Source organism: Flavobacterium sp. KY-23415 (assembly GCF_055384985.1).
In genome coordinates, this window is sequence record NZ_AP044001.1 from 2,161,527 (window position 1) to 2,187,292 (window position 25,766).

Genomic DNA, 25,766 nt, shown 5'->3' on the forward strand with positions numbered 1-25,766 from the left:
GCCTAAAAACATCAAAAACAAAAAAATCTCGATAAAGCGAGATTTTTTTGTTTTTTAGATCATAATAAAGGCTTGCTATTATTTTAGCAACCTTTTATGTTAGTGATTTTATTCTTCTATTTTAAATTCAACACGTCTGTTTTCTTGATGTTGTAGTTCTGTACAAACTTTACAGTCATGTTTCGGACTGCTTCCGCCATAACCTTTGTAGGATAACCTTGCTTTGTCAATACCATTTTCAATTAAGAAATTATAGGTAGATTTAGCTCTTTTGTCAGATAATATTTGATTGTATTTTATAGTACCTCTGTTATCGGTATGTGCACTAATAGAAATTTTTACTTCAGGATTTTCTTCAAGAATAGAGATTAAATATTGTAAAGTGCCTTTAGAATCTTCTCTTATGGAATCTTTGTTAAGATCAAAATAGATGTTATCTACTTTTTCTAGAGATACTGGTGCTTTTGGTTCTGGTTTTTCTAATTCAGCAACGCTAAGTCCTATTGTTTCTTTAACATTGGCTTCAATTGGAGAGGCAACCAAATCTGAAGTTGATGTGGTGTATCCTTCTTTTGTAGAAGTTATAGAATATTGTGTTAATGGAACCGATTTTAAAGTTACTTCTCCATTTTTGTCAGTTCTTGCATTTAATATTTTGTTACCGAACTCATCTTTAACTGTAACTTCTGTATTTGGTAATGGTATATTTGTAGCGTTATCAACTACTGTTAATTTTAGCTCTTGGTCTTTCCTTATAATATCAAAACGGAAAATATCATAATCTTCTTTGTTGTTGTTTTTGTTGATGGAAACATAACCTTGTGTGTCGCTAGTTAAAATTATACCAACTTCATCTTTTTCACTATTGAATTCATCACCAATATTTACAGTATTTTCAAATGTGTTACTTCTAACTATTGAACTTCTGAAAACATCATAGCCACCTTCTCCCTCATGTCCATTCGAAGAGAAATAGATGTATTTATTGTCTGGACTAACGAAAATATATTTTTCGTCTTTATTAGTATTTATTTTGTTTTCAAGATTTTTTATGTTTGTAAGCGTGCCATCTTCAAGTACATCAGCAACATAAATGTCAAATCCTCCTTGACCACCAGGCATGTTTGATGAAAAATATAATTTGTTGTCAGATTTGTTTAGAAATGGAGTTTCAACAGAATATTCTTCGCTTGTCACTTTGAGTTCTGTTATATTTTTCCAATATCCTTTTGAGTTTTTGTCAAAATTAGCTTTATATAATTTAAAAGGTTCATTATCTCCTGAGTTTTTAGAAAAATAAATTGTTTTTTCATCTTTCGAAAAGGTCATTGTTCCTTCATCAAAATTATTGTCCAAAATCTTTGAAAAGTGAAGAGGAAAAGATAAATTACCAGACTCATCTACATCTGTACAGTAAGTGTTGTTGTTAAATTTTTTTGTAGAATTATTTAATGTTGTTTGCGTATGACGTCTTTTTTTATTTGAAATTATTAGAAATTTGTTTTTAAAAAAAGTAGCTCCAATCTCACTCAATTCACTATTTATACCTGTATCTGAAAAAGAATACTGTAGTAGTGAATTAGTATTTAAGTTATTCGTTTCTTGTGTTGATTTTATTGTAAAGTTATTTTGCGACAACCCTAAAAATGGAATACTTAATGCGCAAAAAAATATTTTTTTCATATCGATTGGTTAATTTTATCCTTTAATCTAGTGCAAATATTAACCTATAATAATATAAAAAGAAAGAAAAATCGGTTAATTGCTAAAAAAACTCGTTGTAAAGTTTAAAACTGAAATTTGAAAGTTCTTTTGTTAAGGTTTATGTTAATTTACTGTATATCAGTTTGTTGTTTTCTTTTTTCCAGTTTTTACAAAAAAGCGAATTTTGCATAGCTTTATTATTTTGTTCTATATTGCATCTTCTATAGGGACCACATTTGTATCTTTTAGGGCCGCAAGAAACAAAAAACAAAATGGTGAAAACAAAAAATAGTAGGTTTTTAATTTTTTTCATCTTAGTTTGCTGAGGTTTGTATTTTTAATAATTCGTCAAGATATTTTCTTTCGTTAGAAAGTCTTGGTATCTTGTGTTGACCGCCTAATTTGTCATTTACTTTTAGCCAATCATAGAAAAGATTATTTCTTGCAACATTAATTTTTAATGGGTTTAATGTCATATTATTATATCTTTTAGCTTCATAATCAGAATTTAAAAACTGTAGATTTTGATCTAGCTTAGAAGAGAAATTTTCAATGTTATCGGGCATAGTTTTGAATTCTATAATCCATTCATGTGCTCCTTTGTTTTTATTATTCATAAAAATAGGAGCAACTGTGTAGTCAATTACTTCGCAGTTGCATTCAGAACACGTTTTTGCTATAGCTTTGTCTGTATTTTCAACCATTAATTCTTCACCAAAAACATTTATATGGTGCTTTGTCCTGCCACTAACAATAATTCTATAAGGAGCTATAGAAGTAAATCGTATAGTGTCTCCAATCAAGTATCTCCATAATCCCGAATTTGTTGTTATTACTAAAGCATAATTTTTATTAATTTCAACTTCGTTTAGAGGAATAACATGTTGATTGGGAGTTCCATAGGTATCCATTGGAATGAATTCGTAGAAAATACCATAATCTAGCATTAGCAATAATTCGTTGGAATCATTTTTATCCTGAATTGCAAAAAAACCTTCGGAAGCATTATAGATTTCATAGTACCTAAAATCTTCTTTAGGGAAGAGTTTTTTGTATTGATCTCTGTATGGATCAAAGCTAACACCACCATGAAAATATACTTCTGCATTCGGCCAAACTTCCAGTATGTTGTTTTTTCCGGTTTCTTCTAGTGTTTTGTTTAATAAAACCATCAACCAGCTTGGAACACCTGCTAAGCTTGTTACATTTTCAGCCATTGTTTCATTAATGATTGCGGGTAGTTTTGTTTCCCAATCTCCCATTAAAGATGTTTTGTTGCTTGGCGTAGAGCTGAATTCTGCCCAAATGGGCATATTGTCAATTAAAATGGCAGATAAATCTCCAAAAAAGGTATTATTGTTTTCATAAAGTTGTTTGCTTCCTCCCAATCTCAAACTTTTCCCTGTAAATAATTGAGAGTTTTCGTTGTTATTCAAATAAAGACATAACAAATCCTTACTTGCTTTATAATGACAAAGATCTAGTGCTTCCTGACTAACAGGTATAAATTTACTTTTCGCATTTGTGGTTCCGCTAGATTTTGCAAACCATTTTATAGGAGTATTCCAGAAAACATTTTGAGCCCCTTTCCTTGTTTGCTCAATCAAAGGCTCTAGTTCTTCATAGGTTGAAACTGGAATTCTTTCTGAAAAAGTTTTATAGTTTTTAATGGAAGAAAAATCATATTTTTTGCCAATAACGGTGTTTTCAGCAGATTTAAGTAAGCTGAAAAGTAATTCCTCTTGCACTTCATGAGGATATTTTATAAACAACTCCATTTGATGAATTCGTTTCTTTAATAACCAAGAAGCAATAGAATTTATTATTGGAAGTGCCATTTTTAGAATTACAAATTATGAATTATAAAATACGAGTTATAACTTTACCAAAAATAACATTTTTTTTAATTTTTCAATCAATAAAAAATAAAAACCCAATGACCTATCAAGGAGTGCTCCAAAAAATGCAAACAGAATTAATGAATCCTATTCAATACTATTTAGTCTTTGAAGATAGTTTTTTAAATGTAAATCAGTTATTAAATAAAGAAATACAAATAAACTTAGAAGGATTTCAATGCTTAAATTGCGGATTGCAAAAGAAAATATTCCGACAAGGTTTTTGTTATGATTGTTTCATGAGTAGTCCGGCAGTTGGAGATTGGATTATGCGACCAGAATTGAGTACAGCGCATTTAGAAATTGAAGATAGAGATCTATCCTATGAAAAGAAAGTACAGTTGCAACCACATGTTGTTTATTTAGCCTTGTCAAGTGAAGTAAAAGTAGGTGTTACCAGAAAAACACAAGTGCCAACACGATGGATAGATCAAGGAGCTGTGCAAGCTGTCCCTGTTGTTGAAGTTCCAAATAGATATTTAGCAGGAATTACTGAAGTGGCTTTGAAAAGTCATTATGCAGACAAAACAAGTTGGCAGAAAATGTTAAAAAATGAAGTTGCAAGTGTTGATTTGCTTTTAGAAAGAGAAAAAGCTTTTGAATGGTTGCCTGAGGAGGTAAAACAGCATTTTTCTAACGAGACCTCAGTTTTAGATTTGCATTTTCCTGTTTTGGAATATCCAAAAAAAGTAAAAAGCCTAAATCTTGATAAAACACCTTTTTTTACAGGCAAAATAGCTGGAATTAAAGGACAATACTTGCTATTTGAAGACGGAACTGTTTTTAATATCAGAAGTAATGAAGGCTATGTGGTGAAGATTAATGTATTAAATTAAACCATTTTATTTAGATTAAATACAAATAGTTTTGCGATTTAGATTTTAGTTCTTAAATTTGCAAAGCTATTAATGCATTTGTATGGAACAATATATAGGTTTAAAAAGGGATAATTTGTTTGAAACAAATAATGGTTTTAGCTATCAATGTGATGCTTCAAATAGTATAGTTATACATTTTAAAGGAACTATTACAAAGTATAAAGTTCGGGATTTTTTGATTTTTCAAAGAAAAGTGAATAGTGTTGCTATTTTAGACATGTTGTATGATTTGTCTGATCAATGCGATTCGAAACTTATTGAAACAACAAAAAGAAATTTTTCTAGAAATCTTACTATATGTGAGATTGTTCAACTCAGAGAATTATTGAATGGTACTAAATTTTCATTAAGACTTTATTCCATGTTGAATGAAGTGCTAAATGAAGTATTGGTTTAGTTTTTTATTTAGATTAAATTCAAATTTATAGTTAAAATTTTTCTTCCACTTTAAGTTTATTAATTTATAAGTAACTTTGTAATAGTATATAAAAACTTAGGGAAATGAAAGACTTATTAAGAACAAATACTTCGCTACAGGAAGGTGTAGAAAAGCTATTAAACCTACAATCAAAAATTGAAAGCGATGCTTCAACAAAATATTTAGCAATGGCTGCTTGGTTAGATAGAAATGGCTTTGAAAATACTGCAGGGTATATGTATAAGCAATCTGAAGAAGAACGTGAGCATTTTTTAAAAGTATTTAAATACATAACAGAAATGGGGGGAATAGCAATTACTCCTACAGTTTCAGAAGTGCAACAAGAGTTTGCTTCATTTAGAGAAGTTTTTGAGATTGCTTTGCAAAATGAAATTGCTGTTACTCACGCTGTAAACAAAGTAATAGCAAAATGCAGACAAGAAAATGATTATGCTACAGAAGAATTTATGATGTGGTATGTTAAAGAACAAAGAGAAGAAGAGAGAAATGCACGCAGAGCTCTTGAACTTTTTGATTTAATAGATGAAGACTCTGCTACGGGTAAATTTCAATTAGATAAAGAAATTGCCAAAATTGGCGCAAACGAATAGTTTAAATAAATAAAAATATCAGAAACTCTTAATAGAAATATTAGGAGTTTTTTTGTGCAATTATTTTTTCAATTATTTTTTCGGCTGTGCTTAAGTTTACTTTTTCTAACCATTCGTTTTCTGGTTGGCAAAAAACGATTGGAGCACTTTTGCAACGGCTTGAGCATTCTATTTTAAAAATTTCCACTTCATGTTTAAGATTGTTCTCTTTTAAAGTTTTTTTGAAATATTTTCGAATCTCTTTATGTTTGCCACATTTGCTACCATTACAAATAAATAATGATTTTGTAGGGAATTCTATTTTGCTCATAAATTACAAAATTTGAGTGTAAACGATATAAATTGAATTGTTTTTTAATAGATTAGGCTGTCTTAAAAGACAGCCTAATCTTATTTATACTGTTTTTTTATCTAAAAATTATTCTTTCTTTTTCTTTCCGCCAAGAAAACCACCAAGAACGTTTTTTACTTCGTTTTTTACATTTTCTTTAGGAGATGTAGTAGTTTTGGTAGAATCAGTTGTTGTTGCTGTATTTGTGTTATTACTACTTCCTCCTAGTAAATTGCTTAAAGCACTTGTTCCTTTACCAACTAGTTTTTCTTTTTGCATTTGAACAATTTGAGAAGCAATGTTAGTAGTTGCTTGTTTTAAATCGGTCTTTACTGTTGGCTTGCTAAAATTTCCACCTAAATTGGCAGTAATAGGCACATTTTGTAATTTTTCTTGTTCAGCTGGAGATAATTTTGACAATAATGAAGTAACTTCTGTGCCTAAATATTTTGCAGGAACATCAAATTTAACATCATAATTCATTGATTGATCAAAACCATGTGTTCCTCCAACAACCATATTTATATCTTGATATTTTAAATTCATTGGTTTTAAAGCAACTTTTCCATCTTTGAAAGATAATGAAGCTTTAATGTCGTTTAAGTTTAATTTGCTAGGCTCTAAAAATTTTACATTAGAACTTAATGCTGTTAAAAGTGTAGAATTTTTTTCGTTTACCGAGGCAGATAATAATTGACCAATTAAATCCCCAGAAAGTGTTTTTAAATCTGGAGTCATATCGTTGGTTAAATTACCAGACAATTTAATGTTCGAGTTTAATTTTCCACTAATAGCATTTGCAATTGGAGCAATACTTTTTAACATATCTAATTGAGTGAATGACTCAGCAATGTTTACAGCATTAAGTCCTAAATCCATATTGAATTTTGGAGTGTTTCCTTTTGTAGAGACAGTTCCTGTTAAACCAATGTTCCCTCCAAAAATATCCATTTTTAGATTGCTTAATGTTACAGCTTCGTCTTTTATACCCAAATTTCCAGATACATTTTTAAGAGTTAAATTGTCATAGACAACAGTTCCTGCTTTAGCTGTTAAGTTGCAATCTAAGAATGATGGAATTTTTACTGCTTCTGTTGTTTTTTTACCTTCTTCTGTTGTAGTTGTACTTGGAGCCATGAAGTCTGAAACTACTAATTTTGTAGCATTCATGTTGAAATTTCCTTTTAAAACTTGATTTTTAAACAGGAAACCATAAAAATTATCTAAAGCTCCAGCAACTTGAATGTCAGATTGCCCTGTTTTGGCATCAAATTCGTTCAAACGAATGTGATTAGGGTTAAACGTGATGGATGTGTTTTTAATTTCGAATGGTTTTGCCATTTCTGGTCCTTCATATTTAAATCCACTTAGGGAAACGTTTCCTGCGTTTTGAATATTTTGGTACTGACTTGTTTCTACCGATTTCATGTCGAATTTAGTAGTTACATCTGCTTTAAGAATACCTGTTAAAGGTTTGTCTAACTGTACAGGATAGGCCTTAGTAACATTGGCTAAATTGATTGTTCCTTTTAAAGCAGCATCAACTAAAATATTTTCGGTTAAATTTCTAACATTTGCCTTTGCGTTAAAGACATCTTGATCAATCGTGAATGAAAGTTGGTCTAAATTTACATATGTATCATTCATAACACCTGTTTCGTTAACGATATGTGTATCTATAATGATATTTTTAACCGATTTTGGTAAATCTGGATATTGGAATGAAGCATTGTTAGATGCTAATTCAATATTGAATTTAGGGATTGTAGTCTTGGTTAACTTACCGTCAACTTTTCCCGTTACAGTAAATTCTCCTGTTGTTTTTACTTGGTTAATGCTTCCTGCATATGCTTCAGGGATTAAACCTAAGAAGTTTTTAAAGTCTGAAGTTGGTGTTTTGAAAGCCAAGTCATATAACTGTCCATCTTCTAGCATTTGAATAAAACCATTAAACTCTAATGGTAATTGATTAATCAAGGCTTTGTTGTTTTTAAACTCATATTTATTTTTGTCTAAATCAATACCTAAAACAGCATCTAGAGACAAAGCTACGTTTTTCATAAAAGTGGTCTTGTCCATTTCAAAAGACACTTTTGTAGTGGTTTTTGTGTCTAAGTCTAATTTTTGTGCAGCAAAATTTCCTTTTCCTTCATGGTTAATACTGTCTAACACCATTTTCATATTAGAAGCTTGGTCAATAAACGAAAAACGCATATTGTTCACGGCATATTCTTGAATATTTAAAGCGAAAGGTTTGCTTTCTTCGGTAGTTTTGTCTTCTTCTTGATTTTTTAGTGCAATGTCAAAGTTTCCAACACCGTCTTTGTTAAAAATGATATTCACAATGGCATTATTACTGCTAAATCCTTGAAGATTCATAGGTTCGTTTTCTCCCTTGAATAATTCTTTAATACTCATTTTTAAATTAAGCTCGCCAGAATAAAATAGCGTATCACCCTCAAAAGGAGCTTTGTTAATGATGCTTAATTTGTCGATAGTGACATTTGCATTTGGGAAACTCTTAAACAAACTCAAGTCTACATCTTCAAATGCAACCTTAGCATCTACGCTTTCATTTATAGACTTTAAAACTAAGGCTTTAATTTTATCTTTAAATAGAAATGGAGCGGCAGCGAGTGCAATAATGGCAACCAAAAGAAATATCCCTAATCCCTTTAATAGTTTCTTGAAATTGAATTTTTTAGACATAATGTTTGTTTTTTTGCTGAATTAGACTTTAATATTGAATACAAATGTAATACACAATTGAAAAAGAATGTATTAAGATTTCGATATTTTTTTATTGAACTCTAATTTAATCAATTTTAAGTTCTTCGTTAATTTTTAAGTTGAATTTTTTTCTAAAACAATAAACCGCTAGATACATAAAAGGAGTATCTACAAAGGCTATCATAATCTTGAAAAGAAACCCGCTAATGAATAATGGAACAAATAATTCCCATTTTAATATATCAAAAGAACAGAGTAATACCAGAACAGAAAGGGTGTCAATAGCTTGAGAAGTCATGGTAGAAAAATTATTTCGTAGCCATAATTTTTTTCCTTCTGTTTTAGTTTTCCAAAAATGATACACATGAATGTCTATATATTGAGCGAAAAGATAAGCTAACATGGAAGCAATAACTGCTTTTGAAGATTGACCAAAAACTTTAGTAAAAAGTTCGTTGTTCACAGGCGAATAGGCTGTTGCTGGAAGATAATTGGCGATAAAAATAATACCAAGAGAAAAAATAGAAGCAAAAATACCAGTGGTTACTACTTGATTTGCTTTTTTCTTTCCATAAATTTCTGAGATAATATCAGTGACCAAAAACGTAATTGGATAAGGAATTATTCCAACAGAAATCTCAAATAATTGAGCTCCAAAAATGGTAACATTTCCAAAAGGATGCCAATAGAAAAATTTTTGGAATATTAGGTTAGATACCACAAGCGAACAAATAAATAGCCCTGCTAGAATTAAGTAGATACGTTGTGCTAAAATTTTGTCTTGCATGTTTTTGGTTTTAAAATAAAAAAGGCAAAAATAATAATAAAAAAGATTACCTCACTGTCACCAAATACCAAAAATAGAAATGAATTTATAATCTTGTTTTTTAAAAAAGGGAATAATCTTTTAAAAAAAAGGGTGAATTTACCTGTTGATAATCAGTATATAACCTTGGTGTTCACTCCTTTTTTTATAATTACTTTGTCATTATTAACATAAAAACAAATAACAAATGAAAAATTTAAGTTTTAATAGTTTTAAAGAAAAATTGTCAAGTGAGTTAAAGGTTGAAAACCTTTTCGATTTTCATGCTAATGTCACAGAATATAGACAAAAAAGGAATGTAGTATCACTACAGCCAAATATTATGATTTGGAATAATAATGGACAAAAAGAAAGAGATTTTGGCTTTAGTCCATTAGAAGGGAGTATTACACTCTTTTGGGGGTATAAAAAAGATTCACATATTGAGAATTTGCGTAGAGCATATATTAAATATGACGCAAATGAATTAGATAGCCTGCAAAAGAAATTCGCAAAAAACTTTACTGCAAGAAGAATTCCTCATAGTTCGAATATTTTAGAGCAAGTGTTAAAATCTAAAACACTATTTGATTTTAGTTATAATGGGAAAATGCTAGCCAATAATTTATGGCTTTCCAAAGATTATAATATTGGCTCGTTAGTTTTTCCATACAACGGGGGGAAGGTATCTAATTCATTGTTTTCAATAAAAGAATTTAATGTTGAGGAAGGAAGTAGTGAATATGATTACTTTATTGTAATTAATCCTCCAAAGTTGAGTAGAATTGAAATTGCAGCATTAGATTTAGTTCCAGAATATCAATCTGAACTTAATATATCTTTCCCATCTCATCTAGCGGCAACACCAACGGCATTAGTAACAATTGCGGTATTTGTGCTTATTAATACAGCTGTAACAACTTGTTGCACGCCACTAAGAGATAAATTGGCAGAAGTGTCTTTGCCAGAAACGGTTATTGATAAGCTTGGTGCTGTAAATTCGGCAAAAGAATTATTGAAGATAAGAGCTACTATTTTTAGAGGGTTTGGGTTTTAACATAAATTTTTTATTATGAGTCTTTCAGCTATATTACTGGGGTTAGTTTTTTTATTATGGATCATACTAACTGTTATTTTTAGTATGTTTAGTGGTAAATTTAAAATAGTATCTAAAATAGGGGTTTTTGGGTATTTAATCCCACAATGGAATTTTTTTGCGCCTAATCCTGGCACTTCGGATTTTTATTTATTATACCGTACACAAACTGAATCGGGGGTTTTATCGCATTGGAAGAATCTTAATGAAATTTCCGAAAGGAAATGGTATAGTACTTTCTGGAATCCAGATAAAATTAGAAAAAAAGCCATTTTAGATTATGCTATTGAATTTAAAAGTAGCTTTTCTAAAATTGAAAAGGAAAATGATGAGAAGTTTTTAATTATTTCATCGCCATACCTTCTTATTATAAATCTGATAAGTAACATTCTTAAAGGTTCTAAGGAAAAATTTGTACAGTTCTTAATTTTAGAAGAGAATTGTTCAAACAATGAAATGACTACTTGTTTAATTTCAAAAATGCATAAAATTAATTAGTTATGAGTTTAGAATATTTCAATCTTTCAATAATTGTTAAGATAATTTCAGTTGTGTGTGCATTTGTTATGGTGCTTTCTTCTTTAGAATATTTGAAGTCCTATTATTTGCTTTCAAATGAAAGTTATCTAAGTTGGAATATAACAAAATACAAGTGTAAATTGCCGCTCAAAGGTTGGGTAGGTAAAATAGTAGAGTATTTTTTTTCATATGAATTCTATAGGTATGTTATAATTTTGAGGTTATTAAGTGCTGTAATCATCTTGTTGTTTGCGCTTTTTGATCTACATATACCTAGTTTGGTCTTTGGAATAGCAGCATTATCGACTATTTCATTAAGCGTTAGGGGGATGTATGGTTTAGACGGTTCCTATCATATGAATATAATTGTGATTGTTTCATTATTTTTATATAGTTTATTTCCATATGAGAGTTTTGAAGCTATTTTATGCATCTATTTTATTGGCGTGCAAGGAATATTGTCTTATTTTATTGCAGGTCTTACGAAAATCCAAGGTAAAATGTGGAGAAATGGAGAGGCTGTGATTGGAATATTTGGAACAAAGACGTATGGAAACCAAATGATTTATAAATACCTAAACAAATATGAGCATGTTTCTTTAGCTTTGGGTTGGTTCATCATCATTTTTGAGGTTTGTTTTGTATTAATTATGGTGGTTCCAATTGAATATAAATTATTTATTTTATTAATAGGTGTCTGTTTTCATGCTTTTAATTCTCTTTTTATGGGTTTAAATAATTTTTTCTTTTCCTTTTTATCGTCTTATCCTGCTATTTTTTTTCTAGCGATGATTAGATAAATTGGGTTTGATTAAAATAAGACATTAAAAAAAAGCTATTTCATTTTAAGTTTGAAATAGCTTTTTTAAATTATTTGAACGAAATATTATTTTATCTTTAATTCAAAAGGCATCATGGCCTGTACGCCTTTTAATTGATTGGCTCTTTTAATTTGTTGCAGCAATTCATAGCTTTCAACTCCAATTTGTTCCTTTAACAAATCTTCTTTAGATTGAAACATAGAAACACCAGTAAGGTTTCCTAACAAGTCTTCGAAATTTTTCTCATATTCTGGGAAACTTTCTGTCTTGTAATTTTTTACCTTAGCCAATTTTGCAGCGTGCTTTAAGGCATCATCAAGACCACCCAATTCGTCCACTAATCCATTTTTCAAAGCATCTGTACCTGTCCAAACTCTTCCTTGTGCAATAGAGTCCACTTGTGCAGTTGTCATTTTTCTTCCAGTGGCTACTCTGTTCAAGAAAGTAGTATAGATAGTTTCAATGCTTTCTAAGGTAAAAGCTTTGAATTTTTCATCGGCTGGTTCAAAAACACTATATCCAGAAGCATTATCATGCGTTCTAACTTGTTCTGCATTAATACCTATGTTTTTGGCTAATTGATTCATGTTTGGTAGCATTCCAAACACACCAATTGACCCAGTAATGGTACTTGGCTCTGCAAAAATTCTATCTGCATTACAAGCAATATAATAACCACCTGAAGCAGCAACATTACCCATAGAAACAACTACTGGTTTCACTTTCTTTGTAATCTCTATCTCTCTCCAAATCAATTCAGAAGTTAAAGCACTTCCTCCTGGACTGTCAACACGAAGCACAATTGCTTTTACATTTTCATCGTTTCTGGCATCTTCCAAAGAACGCTTAATCGATCCTTCTCCAATAACATTAATATCGCCTTCGCCACCTCTAATTTCACCTTGCGCATAGATAACAGCAATAATGTCTTTGGTTTTGTAATCTTTAGATGAAGTTGCTACTTTTTTAGCATAATCTAAAATGCTAACTTTGTTATAGTCTTCGTTTAACTCTACTTTTAATTTGTTTTTAATAGCATTGTGATACTCATCCTCATAACTCACTTTATCAACAAGATTTTTTGCTAATGCTAATTCGGGAGTTCTTGCACCTAAAGTATTGGCAATCATGTTTAAGCTATCAACAGAGATTTTTCTGCTTTCGGAAATATCTGTAACAATCGTGTTCCAAACAGAATTTAACAAAACGGTGATTTGTTCTCTGTTTTCTGGACTCATTTCTTGAAGTAAATATGGCTCAACCGCACTTTTGTATTTTCCGTGACGAATAACTTCCATTTTAACACCTGTTTTTTCTTGCAATTCTTTCATGAATAACATTTCAGTTGCTAAACCTTTAAAGTCTAACTCTCCAATTGGATTCAAGTAGATAGAATCGGCTACAGAGTTTAAGTAATAATCTTTTTGTGAAAGAACATCCGAATAGGCAACCACAAATTTTCCAGATTTCTTAAAGTCTTCTAGTTGTTCACGAAGTGCTTTGCTTTGTGCTAACCCCAATTGTGATTGGTTTTTTAAAATAGAGATTCCTTTAATGTTGTTGTCTTTTTTGGCTTCTTCAATTGCTTTTAAAATATCAATTAAACCATCGTGATTGTTTTCAAAATAATTAAACTCTTTAAAATTTACTTTTCCAGCATAGTCAAGATTAACAGTAGATAAATCCAATTCAATAACCGTATTCTCTTTTACTTTTACTTTGTCATTATCGCCACCCATTATTGCACCAATAAATAGGATTCCGAAAAAGAAAATCATACAGAATACAAATATTCCAATAACAGTTGATACTACATTTCCTAAAAATTTCATTTTATATTCATTATAAATTATACTCATAAGTCTTATAAACTAATAAAATGTTACATGTTCATAAAAAAATAGAAAACCTAAATAAGAAAACTAAAATTGTTCGTTATTTTGCCAAAGATGAAAAAACAACATCAAATTATCGTTTCAATAGGGAGCAATCAGGGTAATCGTTTAGAGCACCTCTCAACTGCTATTTCTTTAGTACATAAGGAAGTAGCAACAGTTGTGAGGGTTTCTAAAGTTTATGAAACACCTTCTTGGGGTTTTGAAAGTGATGCTTTTTATAATGCAGCTCTAGTTTTACATTCGAATAAACCGGCTCAAAAAATTTTATCACTTTTATTGAAAATTGAAAAAAAAATGGGTCGAGTTCGCACAAAAGAAAGCGGATATGAGGCTAGAATTATAGATTTAGACATTATTTCTTTTAATGAAGAAGTAATTGAAACAGAAAATTTGCAGGTTCCTCATAAACAAATGCAAAACAGAAAATTTGTTTTGTTGCCCATGCAAGATTTGAAATTAGATTGGATTCATCCCATCCTTAAAAAGAGTGTACCCGAATTGCTATCGGAATCAATTGACGATAGCGATTGTAAAGCTGTTGAAACCTTATCTTCTCCAATTGAGATGATGGGTTTGAATGCCTGTAATTATATTGCAATTGAAGGAAATATTGGGGCAGGGAAAACAACGCTAACCAATAAAATTGCAGAAGATTGTAATGCTAAAATTGTTTTAGAGCGTTTTGCAGACAATCCTTTTCTTCCAAAATTTTATAAAGACCAAAGCAGGTATGCTTTTCCTCTGGAAATGTCTTTTTTAGCAGATAGATACCAACAATTGTCCGATGATTTGGCGCAGTTTGATTTGTTTAAAGATTTTATTGTGGCCGATTATCATATCTTTAAATCTTTAATTTTTGCAAAAGTAACCCTCCAAGAAGATGAATATCGATTGTATAAAACCATGTTCGATATTATAAATAAAGAAACGCCCAAGCCTGATTTATATATTTATCTGTATCAAAACACGCAACGCTTGTTAGATAATATTAAGAAAAGAGGAAGAAACTATGAACAAAATATTCCTGAAGATTATCTAGATCGTATTAACAAAGGTTATTTGGATTATATAAAAAAGCAATCAAACTTAAATATATTAATTATTGATGTTTCGGAATTAGATTTTGTAAAGAAACAAGAAGATTATCTTTATATTTTGGAGTTGATAAATGAAAAGATTAAGCAAGGATAATAGATATTGAAAATATAAATTAGTTAGATGTTTTAATTAAGCTTAAAGTTGTTTTAAAGTCACTCTTTTAATCTCTTTTTCAAAAGTTTCGCTTCATATTCTAAAGATTCAAGTTTGATTTCGTAGCCCAACTGTACGTGCAAGCCATGTCTTTCCATGGTTTTTTGGGCCTTGTTGCTTATTGCTTGTAATACTGTTTGATGTTTTGTGCTTATTTCATTGTCATTTTGCAAAAGCCTCATAAAATGAAGAGTACGCAAGGCCTCATGGTATTTTCTTTGTATTGTTTTGAGCTTCCTTAAAGTGCTCAGTTGTTTGATGTAATTATCTTTGATATATTTGTTTACTAAATTGTTTCTTTTTTCTTCTTGCAAAATTTCTTGATCCATCTTTTCTTTTTCTTTGGGTAAAGCTGTTGCAATAGCAAGTAATTTGGCTAGTTTTAGTTTAGCATCATCGGGTAAATCGCGTTCACCAATTTCAAACATAGCCCACTGACTTTTATTTACTTGTAGCAACAAAGCCATATCCTCCTGAGACACAAGAAGTGATTCTTTAAAAATGTTTTTCTTTTTCATGTGTTGTGACTTTTAATAATTGTAATTTCAAAAGTTGTGATAATTTTTTTTAAAAAAATATTTCTATCACGTTTTCGTGATTGTTTTTATAAAAATAAAAAAAGCATCACATTTTTGTGATAAAAAAATCATAAAATAAAAAAGAATCACAACGGTGCTATGATTGAGCTTTTAAGACTCGTCATTGTAAAAGAATCGTTAATGTTTTTGTATGATGTTTTTATTTAGAAATAAAAAAATATTTTTGTAAGATTATATAAATAAAAATTAAATAAAGAAAAAGTAGAAATGAGAAAGCAAACAATAGTACAACTATTAATGATTTTGTTATTATTTAGTGCATGTTCAACAGAAGATAATAGTGCAGTAACAGACAATGAAAGTTCAGGAGGAGATTCGTCCGCTCAAATTAAAGGGACTGTTGTTACTACAAATACAGACAAAACATTAAAGGCTGTTTGTTTTGCTAATGAAACTGTTGGTTATATTGCAGGAGGAAAAATAACATCGACTACAACGAGTGATTCGGCAATTGTATTGAAGACAACAGATGGTGGTACAACGTGGAGCTCTGTGTTTACAGATACAGGATATTATATTATTAGTTTATTTGCGACTTCACCAACGGTAGTTTATGCTACTACATCAAATAATTTTATTTTAAAAACTACTGACGGGGGTATAACGTGGGGACAAATACAGATTAGTACTAATAGCTTCTATATGTCAGATATAAACTTCGTAAGTAATGATGTTGGTTACATTGTTGGATCCTCTAATGCCAATGGAGAGCTATACAAAACGATTAACGCGGGTGTAACCTGGACAGATTTAAAAGAGGATAATACAATACTTACAAACCTTTTAATTGATAATCAGCTTACAAATGTTGAATTTTCAGATACAGAAACGATTTCAATTGCAGGTGGGTTATGGAATAATGGAACACTGCTTAGAAGTACAAATGCAGGAGTAGATTGGAATAAAATAAGTGTTTCTGGAAATATTAAAACGACCGATGTGGGAATAGTTGGTAATACAGGTTTTTTAGTAGGTAATAATGGAATAACTAATGCAAGTTCAGAACTAGGAGAATTATTTAAAACAACAGATAGCGGTGTCACTTGGAGTTTAGTAGATACAGGGTTTAATAATAAAATAGAAAAACTTAGTTATAAGAATGATATTGTTTGTGTTGTAGGGAAAAATAAATCGAATAATTTAAGTAATCCAGAATTTTTGATGCTTTCTAAAGACAACGGAAACACTTGGAGTCGTGTTGATCATGATTTTACGATTGCAGGATGGGAAGATGTAACTTTTATTTCTGCAACAAAAATTATCGCAGTAGGCTCTGGTGGACGCTCTATTTTAATTGAATTATAATTTCATCTAAAACAAAAAAAAACACCTTTTTAAAAATTATTTTTAAAAAGGTGTTTTTTTTTGTTCAGAATAGGGATATTCAATTCAATAACAGCAATTGTATTACTAACGCATCTTTTGGAACAAATCCCAAATTACAATGCCTGCACTAACAGAAATATTTAAGGAATGTTTACTGCCTAACTGAGGGATTTCAATAACACCATCGCTCAAGTTGATAGCTTTTTGAGAAACACCTTTCACTTCATTGCCAAAAATTAAAGCATATTTTTCATTAGCAGTAATCGCAAAATCATTTAGCATTATAGCTTTTTCTGTTTGTTCTATTGCATAAACTTTTGTTTTTTCTTCTTTTAGTTTCGCAATAACTTCTAAAACATCTTCAGCATATTCCCAAGTTACAGTTTCTGTAGCTCCAAGGGCAGTTTTGTGAATTTCTTTGTTTGGAGGAACAGCAGTAATGCCACACAGGTAGATTTTTTCAATCAAAAAAGCGTCAGAAGTTCTAAAAACCGAGCCAATATTGTGTAAACTTCTAATGTCGTCTAAAACAACAATAATAGGTGTTTTTTGGGCTTCTTTAAATTCGGCAATATTCTTTCTGTCTAATTCTGCGTTGGCTAGTTTTCTCATAGTGCAAATATATTAAAGCAAAAACGACTATGAAATTTTTTTTCAAAGCTATTAACAAATCAATAACAGAAATAGAAAAATGAGTTTTCTATCTTGCCAGAAAATAAAAACATGAAAAAAGTTTTATTATTGTTTTTTTTTCAATGGACATTGTTAACTTGTTTTTCGCAAACAAATACTACTCAAACAAAAAAAGAACAACAACGAGCAATTATTGAAGAGTACTATGCTAATTGTGCTACGAAGTTCAATTATTATTATCAAATGGCACAATGGCAAGAATGTTTAGATGCCGGTTTAAAGAAAGATACTACAATAGCCTATCTATGGCAACAAAAAGCAATGCCGCTGTTTAAAACAAGAAAATATGAAGCAGGCATGGTGTTTTTGGATAAAGCAGTTGCCTTAGACGAAGAGAAATGGTTAGATTACAGAGCATTCATTAAATGTATTTTTGCAAAAACATATAAAGAAGCTATAATTGATTTTGAAAAATGCAAGCTAATGAAAGGAAATAGCTATGTAATGGATCATACCTATGATTTTCATATTGCCTTAAGTTATTTGCAATTAAATGACTTTGAAAAAGCAGAAGCTATTTTTAAAACTGATATTGAAGATCAGGAATCAAAATATAAAGAAGCACATTATCTAGACTTGTTTTATTATGGGATAACACTCTATGAGCAAAAAAAATGGGATGAGGCAATTTCAATTTTCGATAAAGCATTAGGACAGTATCCCGAATTCTCAGACGTTAAGTTTTACAAAGGGATTTGCTTAGTTCAATTGGGTAAAAAAGAGGAAGCTGAAATTATTTTTGAAGAGTCCGAGAATGATTTTAAAAAAGGATACACAATAAATGAAGATCAAATTTTTTACGAGACCTATCCCTATCAAGTTAAAAGAAAAGAATAATTAAACATCCTAAATACTATTAATCAATAAAATTGAAACATGAAAAACTTTTTAAAGCTTTCGTTATTGTTACTTTGTCAAATTGCTTTTTCTCAAAAAATAGAAGCAGATTATGTAATTAAAAACGTTTCTGTTATTCCAATGAATATAGAAACAGTATTAAAAAATAAAGATGTTTTTATTGCTAATGGGAAAATTATAAGCATTGAGAAGTCAGGAAAGTCAAAGATAAAAGCAAGTCAAGAGATTGATGGAGTGGGCAAATATATTATGCCTTCACTGTCTGATGCTCATGTTCATTTGCCAGAAGAAGAAAAAGATTTGAAACGTTTTTTCGATTTAAATTTGATTAATGGTGTGACCAAATTGCGCTCAATGCGAGGAACTTGGAAACACAAAGACTGGAGAGATAAATACAACTCTAAAGATGTAATGGCTCCAAAATTATATATATCATCGCCACCTATAAGCAGAAGTTACGATTTAACCAAAGAAGAAATTGTTGCCTATGTTAAAGCAGCTAAAGAAAATGGTTATGATATTATAAAAATGATGAGTATTAAAAGTCAAGATGTTTTTGTTGATTTTGATGATGTTTGCAAGCAGTATGACATGAAAATTGCAGGGCATTTTATTAGTAACCCCAAAGGGATAGTAATAGAAGACGATATTATTTTTAAATCTAGTTTTAATTCAATTGAACATCTAGGGGGGTTAATTGGTGAACCTGAAAAATTGGAAAGTAGAGTTAATGCATTAAAGAATAACGAAATTTATGTTTGTCCAACATTGTTGTGGTATCAAATAGCCTATGGATTGTTTGATTTGGATGAAATTATCAAAATTCCTGGAATGGAGTTCTATGAAGAGAAAACAAAAAAAGACTGGGTAGAGAAAACTAAAATATATAGAGAGAAGACAGGAAAAGAAGCCATTGAAGAAGAATTGAAACTTTATGGAAAAGAAATGGAAGAAAGATTGGAAGTGTTGAAACAGTTAGAAGCAGCTGGAATTAAACTTTTATTAAGTCCAGATAGTAGCTCAAAATATACTATACCGGGCTTTAGTGTGTTAACTGAAATGCAATTGTATAAAAAAGCAGGGCTTTCTAATTATGCTATTTTGAAGGCATCAACCGTGAATTTTGCTAATTATTTTAAGGACTCGACCTATGGAACAATTGAAGAAGGAAAATTAGCCGATTTCATATTGTTGAATGAAAACCCATTAGAGAATTTAAATACCTTACAAAATATAGAAGGAGTTTTTTATAATTTTCAGTTTCTAAATAAAACAGATTTAGAAAAATTAAGAAAAGAGCATTCTTTACATTAAAAGAAAGCTTGTTGTTTGGCTATGGAGATTGCGAATGAATTTCTTACCTTCGCAATCTTTACTAAAATAAAATAATTGTGGCTAAAAAAACCTCTGTAACTAAAGAAAAAAAAGAAACTCCATTAATGAAACAATACAATGGGATAAAAGTAAAATATCCAGATGCTTGTTTGTTGTTTCGCGTGGGCGATTTCTATGAAACTTTTGGAGAAGATGCTGTTAGGGCAGCAGGAATTCTTGGGATAACGTTAACAAAAAGAGGAGCAGGTTCAGATAGTGAAACGGCTTTGGCTGGTTTTCCGCACCATTCTTTGAATACCTATTTGCCTAAATTGGTAAAAGCGGGTCTTCGTGTGGCAATTTGCGATCAATTAGAAGATCCAAAAATGACGAAAACTATCGTGAAACGAGGAGTAACCGAGTTAGTAACGCCAGGAGTTGCAATGAACGATGAGGTATTGCATTCCAAATCGAATAACTTTTTAGCGTCTGTTCATTTTGGAAAGAAAATGTTAGGAGTTTCTTTTCTTGATGTTTCAACAGGAGAATTCTTAACAGCACAAGGAAACGAGGAATACATAGACAAATTATTGCAAAACTTTAGCCCAAGCGAAATTTTAGTTCCAAAACAAAATAAGACACAATTTAAACAGGTTTTCGGAGAAGATTTTCATACTTTCTTTTTAGAGGATTGGGTCTATAAAGAAGATTATGCAACCGAAACACTAACGAAACATTTTCAAACAAATTCATTGAAAGGATTTGGAATTGAAGAGTTGATGGAAGGAATAATTGCATCGGGAGCAATATTGTATTATTTATCGGAAACACAACACAATAAGATTCAACATATCACCAACATTCAACGTATTGCAGAAGATGCTTATGTTTGGATGGATCGTTTCACTATTCGTAATCTCGAATTATACCATTCGACCAATGTAAATGCAGTTACACTTTTAGATGTAATCGATAAAACATTGTCGCCAATGGGAGCACGTTTATTGAAAAGATGGCTGGCATTGCCGTTGAAAGATGCAACTAAAATAAAAAGCCGTCATGAAGTGGTGGCATATCTAAAAGAGAATTCAGAGATATTGCAAAAAATACAATATCAAATTAAACAAATTTCCGATTTAGAACGTTTAATTTCTAAAGTAGCCACTGGAAAAGTGTCTCCAAGAGAAGTAAATTATTTGAATGAGTCGTTAAATGCTATTATACCTATTAAAGAACTAGCTCTAAAAAGCGATAATGAAGCTCTAAAAGTAATTGGAGATAGCTTGCATGCTTGTGAACTTTTGAGAGAAAAAATTAAAAATACTCTTAATAATGAAGCACCCGTTCATGTTAATAAAGGAAATGCAATTGCTACAGGCGTAAATGAAGAATTAGATGAATTGAGAGTTATTTCGTCTAAAGGAAAAGGATATTTAGAAGATTTAGAGAAACGAGAAAGCGAGAAAACAGGAATTCCGTCTTTAAAAGTATCGTTTAATAATGTTTTTGGGTATTATATTGAAGTGAGAAACACTCATAAAGACAAAGTGCCTTCAGATTGGATTCGTAAGCAAACATTAGTGAGTGCAGAAAGGTATATCACAGAAGAATTAAAGGAATATGAAGCGAAAATATTAGGAGCTGAAGAAAAAATACAGCAATTAGAAACACAATTGTTTGAACAATTAGTCAATTGGATGGGAACATATATTCGACCAGTGCAACACAATGCAAATTTAATTGCGCAAATCGATTGTTTGAATTCATTCACACAATTAGCCCTAGAAAATAATTATGCACAACCTATTTTAGAAGATAGTTTTAATTTAGAAATTAAAGAAGGACGTCACCCAGTTATCGAAAAACAATTGCCAGTAGGTGTTCCTTATATTTCGAATGATGTTTTTTTAGATAGAGAAACACAGCAAATTATCATGATTACAGGACCCAATATGTCGGGTAAATCGGCAATATTAAGGCAAACAGCATTGATCGTGTTATTGGCTCAAATGGGGAGTTTTGTGCCTGCGGAAAGTGTGAAAATGGGAGTAGTAGATAAAATTTTCACTAGAGTAGGAGCAAGTGATAATATTTCAATGGGAGAATCTACATTCATGGTAGAAATGAATGAAACCGCTTCTATTTTGAACAATATTTCAGATAGGAGTTTGGTGCTTTTAGATGAAATTGGAAGAGGAACATCTACCTATGATGGTATTTCGATTGCTTGGGCAATTTCAGAATATTTGCATGAACATCCCAACAGACCCAAAACTCTTTTTGCTACCCATTATCATGAATTGAATGAAATGGAAGTATTGTTTGATCGCATTCAAAATTATAATGTTTCTGTAAAAGAACTAAAAGATACAGTTCTGTTTATTCGTAAACTAGTAAAAGGAGGAAGTGCACACAGTTTTGGTATTCACGTTGCGAAGATGGCTGGAATGCCCCAGACAGTAATTCAAAAAGCACAGAAAATATTAAAAAAGCTAGAGAAAGAACATTCGGGAGAAGCTTTAAACGGAAGTAAAATGGCAACCGAGGACGAATTGCAATTGAGTTTCTTCAATCTAGATGATCCACTTTTAGAAGAAATAAAAGAAGAAATTATTAATACCGATATTAATACATTAACTCCAGTAGAGGCACTAATGAAGTTGAATGAGATAAAAAGAATGTTGACTAAAAAATAATTTTAAAAATAAAATATTCGTAATCAAAACGTTGTAAAAATGTTAAGTTTTTTGTTTAAAAAGTTCTTGTAGATTTAAAAATATGTTTTATATTTGCACTCGCAATACAGAACAAGTATAGCGAAGTTCTTTAAGAATAAAAAATGCGAAAATAGCTCAGTTGGTAGAGCGCGACCTTGCCAAGGTCGAGGTCGCGGGTTCGAACCCCGTTTTTCGCTCAACTACCAGAAAAAATATTTGCTTGAGTGGTGGAATTGGTAGACACGCTGGACTTAAAATCCAGTGGATAGTAATATCCGTGCGGGTTCAAGTCCCGCCTTGAGTACAAAAGCTTCAAACATTGTTTGGAGCTTTTTTTGTTGGTGAAAGTTTCATTTTGTGCAGTTTTAAAAATTTTAAAATAAAATGTATCTTTGCCAAAAATCCTTCCATTTAGGATATTAATTTCTCACTTAAAAGTTTATAGCATGCAACTGTATAACACCTTAAGCGCAGAAGAAAGAGCCGAGCTTATTGATCAAGCAGGTAAACAACGTCTAACGTTGTCTTTCTATGCCTACGCAAAAATTGAAGACCCACAAAAATTTCGTAACGACCTATTTATTGCTTGGAATGCGTTAGACGCTCTGGGTAGAATCTATGTAGCTCATGAAGGAATAAATGCTCAAATGAGTGTTCCTGCCGATAACTTTGACGCTTTTAGAGAAACATTAGAAGTCTATGATTTCATGAAAGATATTCGTCTAAATGTAGCAGTAGAACAAGATGATCATTCGTTTTTAAAATTGACAATTAAAGTGCGTCACAAAATTGTAGCAGACGGATTGAATGATGCTACTTTTGATGTTACTAAAAAAGGAATTCACCTTAAAGCAAAAGAGTTTAATGAAATTTTAGAAGACCCAAATACTATTGTGGTCGATTTTAGGAATCACTATGAAAGTGAGGTTGGGCATTTTAAAGGGGCAATCACTCCAGATGTAGAAACCTTTAGAGAAAGTTTGCCAATTATTAATGAACAATTAAAAGATTTTAAGGAAACAAAAAATCTGGTAATGTATTGCACAGGAGGTATTCGTTGTGAAAAAGCTTCAGCTTATTATAAGCATCAAGGTTTTAAAAACGTGTATCAGTTAGAAGGAGGAATTATCAATTATGCGAAACAGATAAAGGAAGAAGGTTTAGAAAGTAAATTTATAGGTAAGAATTTTGTTTTTGATAATCGTTTAGGAGAGCGCATCACAGATGATATTGTTTCTAAATGTCACCAATGTGGTAATCCTTGCGATAATCATACTAATTGTGCAAATGATGGTTGTCATTTATTGTTCATCCAATGTGATACTTGCAAATCGGTAATGGAGAATTGTTGTTCAACAGAATGTTTGGAAACAATACATTTGCCTTTAGCGGAACAAATATTAAAAAGAAAAGGGAAACAAGTTGGTAATAAAGTTTTTCGAAAAGGAAAGTCAGAATCATTAAGGTTTAAACAATCAGGAGATTTAACAGATTCGGCTTTGGCAACGGTTTCAAAAGCAAAAGATATTCGTCAGAAAATAAAAATCAAAAAAGTTTTAGTTGGTAAAGCAGAGCATTATTATGTGAAAGCGCAAGTGGGACTTTTTGTTGTGGAAAATCAAGAGATACAGACGGGAGATAAAATACTAATTTCGGGACCAACAACAGGGAATCAAGAATTGATTCTGAATAAAATGTTGGTAAACGGGAAAGAAGCAGCCGTGGCTAAAAAAGGAGATAAAATCACCTTCGAAGTGCCTTTTAGAATACGATTGTCAGATAAATTATTTAAAATTATTAAGTAATGACTACTTCTGGTAAAATTGAATTAATGGCTCCTGCTGGAAATTTCGAATCCATGCAAGCAGCTTTAGACAATGGATGCGATTCAATCTATTTTGGTGTAGAACAATTGAATATGCGTGCTCGTGCAACGGTAAATTTTGTTTTAGAAGATTTACCAGAAATAGCACGCAGATGTAATGAGAAAAATGTTAGAACCTATTTAACATTAAATACAATTATTTATGACCACGATTTGTCAGTAGTAAAAACACTACTTTCTAAAGCAAAAGAAGCAGGTATTACTGCGGTTATTGCTTCTGATCAGGCGGTGATAATGACAGCAAAAACAATGGGTATTGAAGTGCATATTTCAACACAACTAAATGTAACCAATATAGAAACGGTTAAGTTCTATGCAATGTTTGCAGATACTATTGTGCTGTCTAGAGAGTTGAGTTTGCGTCAAGTGAAAAAGATTACTGAGGCTATAGAGAAAGAACAAGTTAAAGGGCCAAGCGGAAATCTAGTTGAAATTGAGATTTTTGGACATGGTGCTTTGTGCATGGCAGTTTCAGGAAAATGCTATCTAAGTTTGCATTCTCATAATTCGTCTGCAAATAGAGGAGCATGCAAACAAAATTGCAGAAAAAAATATACCGTAATTGATCAAGAATCTGGATTTGAAATTGAATTGGATAATGAATACATGATGTCGCCAAAAGACTTGTGTACGTTAGATTTTTTAGATCAGGTTATAGACTCAGGGATAAAGGTGTTGAAAATTGAAGGAAGAGGAAGAGCGGCAGATTATGTTGCAACTGTAATAAAAACCTATAGAGAAGCAATAGATGCCTATTATGAAGGGAATTTTGCAAAAGAAAAGGTGAGTAATTGGATGGAGGCCTTGTCAACGGTTTATAATCGTGGTTTTTGGAGTGGTTATTATCTAGGGCAGAAACTTGGAGAATGGTCAGATAATCCGGGTTCTAGTGCAACACAAAAAAAAGTATATGTAGGGAAAGGAATGCATTACTTTCCAAAATCTAGTATAGCAGAATTTAAGATTGAAGCATACGATATTAAGAAAGGAGATAAAATTTTAATCACAGGACCCAGTACAGGTGCACAAGAATTAATTTTAGAAGAGATGTATGTGAATGATGTGAATGCAGAAAAAGCTTCAAAGGGAGATAGTTGTACTTTAAAAGTGCCTTTTAGAATTCGTCTTTCAGATAAAATGTATAAAATCGTAGCGAATTAATGGTTGTTGTAACGTTACAAAGAGACAAGTGTATTGGGTGTAATTACTGTGTTGAAATGGCTCCAAATTTATTTCAGATGTCAAAAAAAGACGGTAAAACAGTTCTGTTGAACTCCAGTGATGCTAAGGGGTTTTTTACGCTAAAATCACCAGATCATACAATTTTCGAAGACGGAGAACTTGCAGTGAAAGCCTGTCCAGTTAAAATTATTTCAATAAAAGAGGTTTAAAAAAACCAATAGAAATACGATAT

Annotated in this window: 22 protein-coding genes and 2 tRNA genes; 16 read left to right on the forward strand and 8 right to left on the reverse strand. The window is 31.0% G+C overall.

The features are described 5' to 3' along the window. Nucleotides 1–108: 108 nt before the first annotated feature. Together ACZ49Z_RS09485 and ACZ49Z_RS09490 are read right to left on the reverse strand one after the other, a co-directional pair. The gene (locus tag ACZ49Z_RS09485) at nt 109–1,683 is read right to left on the reverse strand and encodes an OmpA family protein (protein ID WP_464307928.1); all 1,575 of its coding nucleotides are present in this window, start codon (nt 1,681–1,683) and stop codon (nt 109–111) included. 335 nt (nt 1,684–2,018) lie between these two features. Further along, entirely contained in the window at nt 2,019–3,542 is a 1,524-nt protein-coding gene (locus ACZ49Z_RS09490; RefSeq protein ID WP_464307929.1) for a GH3 auxin-responsive promoter family protein, read from the reverse strand. Between the two features lie 98 nt (nt 3,543–3,640). Here ACZ49Z_RS09490 and ACZ49Z_RS09495 point away from each other — a divergent pair, with 98 nt between their 5' ends. The 3 genes from ACZ49Z_RS09495 (at nt 3,641) to ACZ49Z_RS09505 (ending at nt 5,509) form a co-directional block, all read left to right on the forward strand. Further along, nucleotides 3,641–4,438: a DUF2797 domain-containing protein gene (locus ACZ49Z_RS09495; protein ID WP_464307930.1), complete on the forward strand. Its 798-nt coding sequence runs from the start codon at nt 3,641–3,643 to the stop codon at nt 4,436–4,438. 82 nt (nt 4,439–4,520) lie between these two features. Continuing rightward, a complete protein-coding gene (locus tag ACZ49Z_RS09500; RefSeq protein WP_464307931.1) occupies nt 4,521–4,877 on the forward strand; it encodes a hypothetical protein in 357 nt (118 codons plus the stop codon). Between the two features lie 104 nt (nt 4,878–4,981). After that, nucleotides 4,982–5,509, forward strand: coding sequence for a ferritin (locus ACZ49Z_RS09505; protein WP_464307932.1), 528 nt, complete (start codon nt 4,982–4,984; stop codon nt 5,507–5,509). Between the two features lie 40 nt (nt 5,510–5,549). Here the strand turns inward: ACZ49Z_RS09505 and ACZ49Z_RS09510 are convergent, their stop codons facing one another. From ACZ49Z_RS09510 to ACZ49Z_RS09520, 3 genes are all read right to left on the reverse strand, one after another. Continuing rightward, nucleotides 5,550–5,819, reverse strand: a complete 270-nt coding sequence (locus ACZ49Z_RS09510; RefSeq protein WP_464307933.1) for a (2Fe-2S) ferredoxin domain-containing protein — start codon at nt 5,817–5,819, stop codon at nt 5,550–5,552. 108 nt (nt 5,820–5,927) lie between these two features. Then, entirely contained in the window at nt 5,928–8,549 is a 2,622-nt protein-coding gene (locus ACZ49Z_RS09515) for an AsmA family protein (RefSeq protein ID WP_464307934.1), read from the reverse strand. Between the two features lie 106 nt (nt 8,550–8,655). Continuing rightward, nucleotides 8,656–9,357 carry a queuosine precursor transporter gene (locus tag ACZ49Z_RS09520; protein ID WP_464307935.1) on the reverse strand — a complete coding sequence of 234 codons (702 nt, stop codon included), beginning with the start codon at nt 9,355–9,357 and terminating at the stop codon, nt 8,656–8,658. Nucleotides 9,358–9,583: 226 nt separating this feature from the next. On the opposite strand from ACZ49Z_RS09520, the gene ACZ49Z_RS09525 reads away from it, so the two are divergent. Genes ACZ49Z_RS09525 through ACZ49Z_RS09535 form a run of 3 tightly spaced genes read left to right on the forward strand, consistent with a single transcriptional unit; the run spans nt 9,584 to nt 11,790 of the window. After that, nucleotides 9,584–10,432, forward strand: a complete 849-nt coding sequence (locus ACZ49Z_RS09525; protein WP_464307936.1) for a hypothetical protein — start codon at nt 9,584–9,586, stop codon at nt 10,430–10,432. A 15-nt stretch (nt 10,433–10,447) separates the two neighbouring features. Beyond that, nucleotides 10,448–10,969 carry a hypothetical protein gene (locus ACZ49Z_RS09530; RefSeq protein ID WP_464307937.1) on the forward strand — a complete coding sequence of 174 codons (522 nt, stop codon included), beginning with the start codon at nt 10,448–10,450 and terminating at the stop codon, nt 10,967–10,969. A 2-nt stretch (nt 10,970–10,971) separates the two neighbouring features. Next, on the forward strand, nt 10,972–11,790 hold the full coding sequence (locus tag ACZ49Z_RS09535; protein ID WP_464307938.1) for a hypothetical protein: 819 nt from the start codon (nt 10,972–10,974) through the stop codon (nt 11,788–11,790). Between the two features lie 86 nt (nt 11,791–11,876). Here the strand turns inward: ACZ49Z_RS09535 and sppA are convergent, their stop codons facing one another. Further along, a complete protein-coding gene (gene sppA, locus ACZ49Z_RS09540) occupies nt 11,877–13,643 on the reverse strand; it encodes a signal peptide peptidase SppA (RefSeq protein ID WP_464307939.1) in 1,767 nt (588 codons plus the stop codon). A gap of 117 nt (nt 13,644–13,760) precedes the next feature. Here sppA and folK point away from each other — a divergent pair, with 117 nt between their 5' ends. Then, nucleotides 13,761–14,900, forward strand: coding sequence for a 2-amino-4-hydroxy-6-hydroxymethyldihydropteridine diphosphokinase (folK, locus tag ACZ49Z_RS09545; RefSeq protein WP_464307940.1), 1,140 nt, complete (start codon nt 13,761–13,763; stop codon nt 14,898–14,900). Between the two features lie 59 nt (nt 14,901–14,959). Here folK and ACZ49Z_RS09550 read toward each other — a convergent pair whose 3' ends face one another. Beyond that, entirely contained in the window at nt 14,960–15,478 is a 519-nt protein-coding gene (locus ACZ49Z_RS09550) for a hypothetical protein (RefSeq protein ID WP_464307941.1), read from the reverse strand. Between the two features lie 288 nt (nt 15,479–15,766). Here ACZ49Z_RS09550 and ACZ49Z_RS09555 point away from each other — a divergent pair, with 288 nt between their 5' ends. Then, on the forward strand, nt 15,767–16,864 hold the full coding sequence (locus ACZ49Z_RS09555) for a WD40/YVTN/BNR-like repeat-containing protein (protein ID WP_464307942.1): 1,098 nt from the start codon (nt 15,767–15,769) through the stop codon (nt 16,862–16,864). A gap of 105 nt (nt 16,865–16,969) precedes the next feature. Here ACZ49Z_RS09555 and ACZ49Z_RS09560 read toward each other — a convergent pair whose 3' ends face one another. Further along, a complete protein-coding gene (locus ACZ49Z_RS09560) occupies nt 16,970–17,497 on the reverse strand; it encodes an RNA methyltransferase (protein ID WP_464307943.1) in 528 nt (175 codons plus the stop codon). Nucleotides 17,498–17,608: 111 nt separating this feature from the next. Between ACZ49Z_RS09560 and ACZ49Z_RS09565 the strand changes: the two genes are divergently transcribed. From ACZ49Z_RS09565 to ACZ49Z_RS09600, 8 genes are all read left to right on the forward strand, one after another. Then, nucleotides 17,609–18,415 carry a tetratricopeptide repeat protein gene (locus ACZ49Z_RS09565; protein ID WP_464307944.1) on the forward strand — a complete coding sequence of 269 codons (807 nt, stop codon included), beginning with the start codon at nt 17,609–17,611 and terminating at the stop codon, nt 18,413–18,415. Nucleotides 18,416–18,454: 39 nt separating this feature from the next. Further along, a complete protein-coding gene (locus ACZ49Z_RS09570) occupies nt 18,455–19,750 on the forward strand; it encodes an amidohydrolase family protein (RefSeq protein ID WP_464307945.1) in 1,296 nt (431 codons plus the stop codon). A 125-nt stretch (nt 19,751–19,875) separates the two neighbouring features. Next, on the forward strand, nt 19,876–22,446 hold the full coding sequence (gene mutS, locus ACZ49Z_RS09575; RefSeq protein ID WP_464308061.1) for a DNA mismatch repair protein MutS: 2,571 nt from the start codon (nt 19,876–19,878) through the stop codon (nt 22,444–22,446). A 145-nt stretch (nt 22,447–22,591) separates the two neighbouring features. Continuing rightward, nucleotides 22,592–22,664: transfer RNA gene (locus tag ACZ49Z_RS09580), tRNA-Gly, on the forward strand. A gap of 21 nt (nt 22,665–22,685) precedes the next feature. Then, nucleotides 22,686–22,771 (forward strand) — tRNA-Leu (locus ACZ49Z_RS09585). 142 nt (nt 22,772–22,913) lie between these two features. After that, complete coding sequence (gene trhO, locus ACZ49Z_RS09590; protein ID WP_464307946.1) at nt 22,914–24,272, forward strand: oxygen-dependent tRNA uridine(34) hydroxylase TrhO; 1,359 nt, start codon at nt 22,914–22,916, stop codon at nt 24,270–24,272. Further along, nucleotides 24,272–25,513, forward strand: a complete 1,242-nt coding sequence (locus tag ACZ49Z_RS09595; protein ID WP_464307947.1) for a peptidase U32 family protein — start codon at nt 24,272–24,274, stop codon at nt 25,511–25,513. The genes trhO and ACZ49Z_RS09595 overlap by 1 nt, the downstream gene beginning before the upstream one ends. After that, complete coding sequence (locus tag ACZ49Z_RS09600; RefSeq protein WP_464307948.1) at nt 25,513–25,743, forward strand: ferredoxin; 231 nt, start codon at nt 25,513–25,515, stop codon at nt 25,741–25,743. Before ACZ49Z_RS09595 ends, ACZ49Z_RS09600 begins: the two co-directional genes overlap by 1 nt. The last annotated feature ends 23 nt before the right edge of the window (nt 25,744–25,766 follow it).